This window comes from Actinospica durhamensis (genome assembly GCF_018139695.1).
GTDB classification, from domain to species: domain Bacteria; phylum Actinomycetota; class Actinomycetes; order Streptomycetales; family Catenulisporaceae; genus Actinospica; species Actinospica durhamensis.
In genome coordinates this window covers 1-5565 of record NZ_JAGSOG010000408.1, presented here as the reverse complement: position 1 = coordinate 5565, position 5565 = coordinate 1, and the positions used below count along the sequence as shown (strand labels likewise).

Below are 5565 nucleotides of genomic sequence, written 5' to 3'. Positions count from 1 at the left end.
ACCGAGATCCAGACCGCCGACCGCCTCATCGCGCTCACCCGGATCAGCACCACCGCGCCCGGCACCGACCCGGCCGTCCAGGCCCTCGCGCTGGCCACCGCGGCCAACCTGCCCGTGCTGCTGTGGGGCCAGCCGGGCATCGGCAAGTCCTCCACCCTCACCCAGCTCGCCGAGGGCCTCGATCTGCCGCTGGAGACCGTGATCGCCAGCGTCCACGAGCCCTCCGACTTCTCCGGCCTGCCCATCGTCGGCGCCGATCCCGCCGTCCAGGGCGTGGCCATGGCCCCGCCCGACTGGGCCGTGCGGCTGCGCCGGCGTGGCAAGGGCCTGCTGTTCCTGGACGAACTCTCCTCCGCGCCGCCCGCCGTGCAGGCCGCGCTGCTGCGCGTGGTGCTCGAACGCCGCGTCGGCAGCCTGGCCCTGCCGGACCCGGTGCGCATCGTCGCGGCCGCGAACCCGGCGAACACCGCGGCCGACGGCTGGCAGCTTGCCCCGCCGCTGGCCAACCGCTTCGTCCACCTCGCCTGGGTGCACGACCCGGACGTGGTCGTGCGCGGACTGGGCGGCACCTGGCCGCGCATCCCGTTGCCCCGCCTCGATCCCACCCGCCTCGAGGAGTCCGTCGACCGCGCCCGCGCCGCCGTCTGCGCGTTCCTGACCGTGCGCCCCGACTACACCCACCGCCTGCCCACCTCGGCCGCCTCGCGGGCCGGGGCCTGGCCCTCGCCGCGCACCTGGGAGATGGCGCTGCGCCTGCTCGCCTTCGGGTACGCCGCGAACGTCGAGATCGAGGCCGTCGCGCTGGCCGTACGCGGCGTCGTCGGCGACGGAGCAGGGCTCGAATTCCTCGCCTTCCTCGAACAGCGCGACCTGCCGGACCCCGAGGCGCTGCTGCGGGACCCGTACGCCGCGGAGCTGCCCGAGCGCGGCGACCGGGTGCACGCGATGCTCGCCGCCGTCGTCGACGCGATCCGGCGCGAGCCGACCTGCGCACGCTGGCAGGCCGGCTGGGCCGTGGTGGCCCGGCTCGCCGAGGTGGTCGCGGTCGACCTGCTCGTCTCCCCGGCCATGGAACTCGCCGACCTGCGCGACCCCGACTGGCCCGCGCCCGCGGACCTCGACCGGCTCGGCGCCCTGGAGGAACTGCTGGCATGGACCGACTGACCGCGCGGCGCGATGCCGCCGCCGACACCGCCGACACCGCCGCCGAGCCCGAGCCGGACCGGGCCCCCGACCCCGCCGCCGAGATCGACATGGCCAAACTCCTCGCGGCGCGCCGGATCGCCGCGAGCGCCTGCCCCTACCTCGCGACCGCCCTGCACGCGCTCGCGATCGTGCCCACCTACGGCGTGCCCACGATGGCGGTGGACGCATACTGGCGCTGCTACGCGTCCCCCGCCTTCGTGGCCCAGACCACGGTCCAGGACCTGGCGGTGGTCTGGCTGCACGAGGTCTCCCACGTCGTGCGCGACCACCATCGTCGGGCCCGGATACTCATGGAGCGCAGCCGTAACCACACCGGCCCCGGTACGCCCGCGCTCGACGTCGAACGCCCGCTCCAGGAACAGATGCGGCTGAACCTGGCGATGGACTGCGAGATCAACGACGATCTCGTGGAGAGCTTCGCCGGAGTCGCCGGGCACACGCTGCGTCTGCCCGTCTTGGCGGTGACCCCGGGGCGGTTGCGGGTGCGCACCTGCGCTCTGTTCGAGGAGTACGTCAGGAGCATCCCTCCGATCGTGCTGTCCGGCGATTTCGCCTGGCACGACTGCGGATCCGGCGCACACGCGGGGCAGGCGCCGTGGGAGCTCGACGCCGAGGGCGCCCCCGTGATCGGTCCCTACGAGGCCGCGGCGATCCGCATCCGGGTGCGCGACGCCCTGCGCGGCGGGCGCGGCACGGTCCCCAAAGGCTGGCGGCGTTGGGCCGAGGGCGGCATGGAACCCACGCAGGACTGGCGCGCCGTACTCGCCGGCGCGCTGCGTGGAGTCCTGGCCACCACACGCGGCGCGGGCGACTACACCTACCGGCGCCCGAGCCGCCGCACCGCCTCGCTCGGCGGCTCGATCGTGCTGCCCAGCCTTCGCCGACCCCTGCCACGCCTGGCCGTGGTTATCGACACGTCCGGCTCGGTGAGCGACACCGACCTCGGCGACGCCCTCGGTGAGGTGGCGGGCATCTGCCGGTCCGTCGGCCTGCACGGCGACAAGGTGTCCGTCTACAGCTGCGACGCGGCCGTGCACACCGTCGAGCAGATCTGCCGCGCGCAGGAGATCAGCCTGGTCGGCGGCGGGGGCACGGACCTGCGTAAGGGCATCGCGCGTGCCGCGTCCGCCCACCCCGGGCCGGACGTCGTCGTCGTGCTCACCGACGGGATGACCCCGTGGCCCGCGGCCTCACCGGGCTGCCGGGTGATCGCCGGGATCTTCGGCTCGGTCAGCCGCTACTCCGAGCGCTACGAGGCCGCCCGCCCCATGCCGCCGAGCTGGATCGAGACCGTCCACCTGCGCCGATGACGGCGCCTCAGCTCAGGTACAGCACCGCGTAGGCCGCCAGCCAGTGCTCGACCATGTAGTCGGAGCCGCTGACGTTCCCGAGCTCCGGCTCGGCGTGCCGGGCGGCGGTCTCGAGCAGGGCCGGGACGCGCGGATCGGCGGCGGGCAGGTACGCGGCCAGGCGCCGCCAACACCAGGCCCGGCTGAGGTTCAGGCCGTGCAGGTGGGCGATCTGGCCGTCGCTGTCGTCGGCCACGTACGCGGGCGTGAACAGCTGCGCCGGCGCGCCGTCGGCGATGCCCGGGAGGAAGGCCTCCAGCCAGGGCAGGGCGCGCTCCGGCTCCCAGAGCGTCGTGACGAGCTCGGCCTCGACCAGCGCGGGGGAGAGGAAGTCGGAGCCGCTCGGCTCCCAGGCGCCCGGGTAGTCGGCGTCGTCGGCGTACCAGCGCTCGACCGCGTCCGCGATGGCCTCCAGCAGCGCCGCGTCCCCGGCCTGCGCGCGGCGGCGGGCGAAGTCGAGGCTGAGCCGCAGGCCGAACGCGGTGTTCGAGTGCACGCCGCTGCGGTTCGGGTAGGTGGCGGCAGGCAGGTAGGTGAGGAAGGCCTCGACGATCGCGTCGGTCAGCGGGCGCAGCGCGACCGCCCAGCGCTGAGCGTCCGGGTCGTCCCACTCGGCGAGTTCGTGCTCGAGGGCCAGCGCCCAGCCCCACCCGTACGGCCGGGCCGGGCGCAGCCCCGAGCGGAACGAGGCCGCTTCGACGGCCAGGTTCTGCTCGGTCAGGTTCGCCGCCAGCGCCGCGCGGATCTCCTTGTCCTCCAGCGTGTCCGGCGCGCTGCGCAGCAGCCGCACCAGCAGCCAGTGCATCTCGACGCAGGAGTGCCAGTCGAAGGAGCTGTGGAACGCCGGATGCACATCCCGCGGCGCCTGCGGGAAGTCGCCGCGCGCCGTCATCAGCCGCGAGATGTGGTACGGGAACTCCCGCCGCAGGTTCTCCACCGCGGTCGCGGCGAACCCGGCCGCGTGCTCCTCCAGCAGGCCGCGTCGGCGCAGCGCGGCGCTTTCCAGTTCCGGACTCATCGTCACACTCCGCTCGAACGACCGGCTTTCGTGTTCGAGGGTGGAGTTTATCGATTTATCGATTCTAGAGGGGGCAGCTCTTGAGGATCGTGTCGGTGTCGTCCCCGATGCGTGTCAGGTCATTTATCTGGCCGTCCAGGTCTCCGCTCGACACCGCGCTCCGCAGCGTGCGCAGGTCCGTCACCACCAGGGCCAGGGAGTGCTTGAGCGCCGCGCTGGGCGTGGCGCTCGCGTCCTGCTCGAGCTGATCGATGGCCAGCTGCACGGCGGCGATCGACTTCGAGGAGTCGGTGTTGTCGTCGCTCATGGCGCTCGCCATGGCCGAGAGAGAGCTCAGCGCGGACAGGCACGGATCTCCGGTGGCCGACGGCTGCTGCGACGCGTCGCCCGACGGGGGCGTGCTCTGACTCGCTGTCGCTGCCTGGGTCGTCGTCGCCACGGCCCCGCCACCCGGCACGGCCGCTGCGCTCGAGGTCGTGGCGGAAGCGGCGACCGGCTGGGCCGGACTTCCGGACACGGTGACCGACACGGCTACGGCCGCGACGGCGACCGCGGCGGCCGCGGCGCCCCCGGCGACGAGCGCGTAGAGCTGCCACCGGCGCCGGGCCGACCGGGCCGTGTCGTCGGCCGAGGCCTGCGCCCAGCCCGCCGCGGCGCCCTGATTCCAGTCCGCGCCCCATCGGGGCACGCCGGCATCGTCGAGGACCGCTTCGGGTTCTGGTATCCGGTCCCGCGGCTCGTCCGGCCCCGATCCCGTGTCCCCGTCCATCCTGTCTCCCTGGCGCTCGCTCATCATCAGTCGATCAGTCGATCAGCCGAAGCCTACGCGGCGTGTCAATCCCCTTGTTCGCGATGGGCGCAGCGCAGCTGAAGTCCTCTTCGAACATCTAGGCTGGAGGCATGTGGTACGAAGTCACCGCCGAGGACACGGCGGCAGCGGTCGGCAGCGGCGACGTCCCGGTGCTCGCGACGCCCAGGCTGATCCAGTGGCTCGAGGCCGCGACGCTCGAGGCGGCGCGGCCCTTCGTCGACGCGGCCCGGACCACGGTCGGCACCGCCGTCCGCATCCAGCACCTGCGCGCCACCCCGGTCGGCGGCCGCGTCGAGGTCACCGCCGCCGTCACCACCCGGCCCGAGCAGGACGTGCCTGCCCGCCGCCTGACCTTCACCGTCCACGCCGTCGACGGCGCGGGGCAACAGGTGGCGGCGGGCGAGATCGAGCGCGCCGTCGTCGACCGCGAACGCTTCCTGGCCTCCGTACGCTGACGCGGCGCCGGCACGTCCGCGGCCCGCGCCGCTGCCGTGTCAGGAATCTACGACGCCCTCGCGCGCGCCGTCAGAGCCCCTTGACCCACTCCTCGCTGCCCACGACCTCGGCCTGCCGCGGGAACACCTTCTCCACCAGCACCCGGTGCACCTCGGCGTCCGCGTCCAGGCAGCCGTCGGCCAGCACCGTCAGGCGGAAGTCCAGGTCGGCCGCCTGACGCACGGTCGAGAGCACGACCCCGCTGGTCGCGATGCCGGTCAGCACCAGCCCGCCCACCTGGTTCGCGCGCAGCACCATGTCGAGGTCGCTCCCCGCGAACGCGCTCACCCGCTTCTTCGTGACCACGATGTCTCCCGGCTGCGGCGCGACCTCCGGGTGCACCGCCGTGCCCGCCGTACCCTCGGCGAACGCGCCGCTCTGCACCAGCGCGCTGAAGGTCTTGTTCCGGCCGCTGACCTCCGGATGCCCCGCCCGGAACCCGACGACCACATAGATCACCGGCACGTCCGCGGCCCGCGCCGCCTCGATCGTCGAGCGCAGCCGCGGCAGATACCCCACCGCGCTCTCCACGCCCGCGAAGCGCTCCACGATCGCCTGCTGCACGTCCATCACCAGGAGCGCGTCCCTGCTCATGCCCGATCCCTCTTCCGCCGTGCGACACCCGATCCACGCATGATCAGGCCGAATATGACCACGATGATACGTCCGCGCCGAACCCGCCCCGC

6 protein-coding genes are annotated in these 5565 nt (G+C 73.6%); 3 read left to right on the top strand and 3 right to left on the bottom strand.

Annotated features, from left to right (window positions below; translation table 11 throughout):
• Together KDL01_RS38755 and KDL01_RS38750 are read left to right on the top strand one after the other, a co-directional pair.
• The coding region (locus tag KDL01_RS38755) for an AAA family ATPase (RefSeq protein ID WP_212533709.1) at positions 1-1164 on the top strand (1164 nt) is incomplete at its 5' end.
• Entirely contained in the window at positions 1152-2516 is a 1365-nt protein-coding gene (locus tag KDL01_RS38750; protein WP_212533708.1) for a vWA domain-containing protein, read from the top strand. The genes KDL01_RS38755 and KDL01_RS38750, both read left to right, overlap by 13 nt.
• Positions 2517-2523: 7 nt before the next feature.
• Here the strand turns inward: KDL01_RS38750 and KDL01_RS38745 are convergent, their stop codons facing one another.
• Both KDL01_RS38745 and KDL01_RS38740 read right to left on the bottom strand, forming a co-directional pair.
• A complete protein-coding gene (locus tag KDL01_RS38745; protein ID WP_212533707.1) occupies positions 2524-3573 on the bottom strand; it encodes a DUF2891 domain-containing protein in 1050 nt (349 codons plus the stop codon).
• Positions 3574-3637: 64 nt separating this feature from the next.
• Positions 3638-4342: a hypothetical protein gene (locus KDL01_RS38740; RefSeq protein ID WP_212533706.1), complete on the bottom strand. Its 705-nt coding sequence runs from the start codon at positions 4340-4342 to the stop codon at positions 3638-3640.
• A gap of 131 nt (positions 4343-4473) precedes the next feature.
• Here KDL01_RS38740 and KDL01_RS38735 point away from each other — a divergent pair, with 131 nt between their 5' ends.
• Positions 4474-4839, top strand: coding sequence for a thioesterase family protein (locus KDL01_RS38735; protein WP_212533705.1), 366 nt, complete (start codon positions 4474-4476; stop codon positions 4837-4839).
• Positions 4840-4909: 70 nt separating this feature from the next.
• Here KDL01_RS38735 and KDL01_RS38730 read toward each other — a convergent pair whose 3' ends face one another.
• The gene (locus KDL01_RS38730) at positions 4910-5473 is read right to left on the bottom strand and encodes a cysteine hydrolase family protein (protein ID WP_212533704.1); all 564 of its coding nucleotides are present in this window, start codon (positions 5471-5473) and stop codon (positions 4910-4912) included.
• Positions 5474-5565 lie beyond the last annotated feature (92 nt).

Excerpts from the sequence above, each read along its gene's own strand:
- KDL01_RS38750 (WP_212533708.1), top strand. The coding sequence starts at position 1,152 with ATGGACCGACTGACCGCGCGGCGCGATGCCGCCGCCGACACCGCCGAC.
- KDL01_RS38745 (WP_212533707.1), bottom strand. The coding sequence starts at position 3,573 with ATGAGTCCGGAACTGGAAAGCGCCGCGCTGCGCCGACGCGGCCTGCTG.
- KDL01_RS38740 (WP_212533706.1), bottom strand. The coding sequence starts at position 4,342 with ATGGACGGGGACACGGGATCGGGGCCGGACGAGCCGCGGGACCGGATA.
- KDL01_RS38735 (WP_212533705.1), top strand. The coding sequence starts at position 4,474 with ATGTGGTACGAAGTCACCGCCGAGGACACGGCGGCAGCGGTCGGCAGC.
- KDL01_RS38730 (WP_212533704.1), bottom strand. The coding sequence starts at position 5,473 with ATGAGCAGGGACGCGCTCCTGGTGATGGACGTGCAGCAGGCGATCGTG.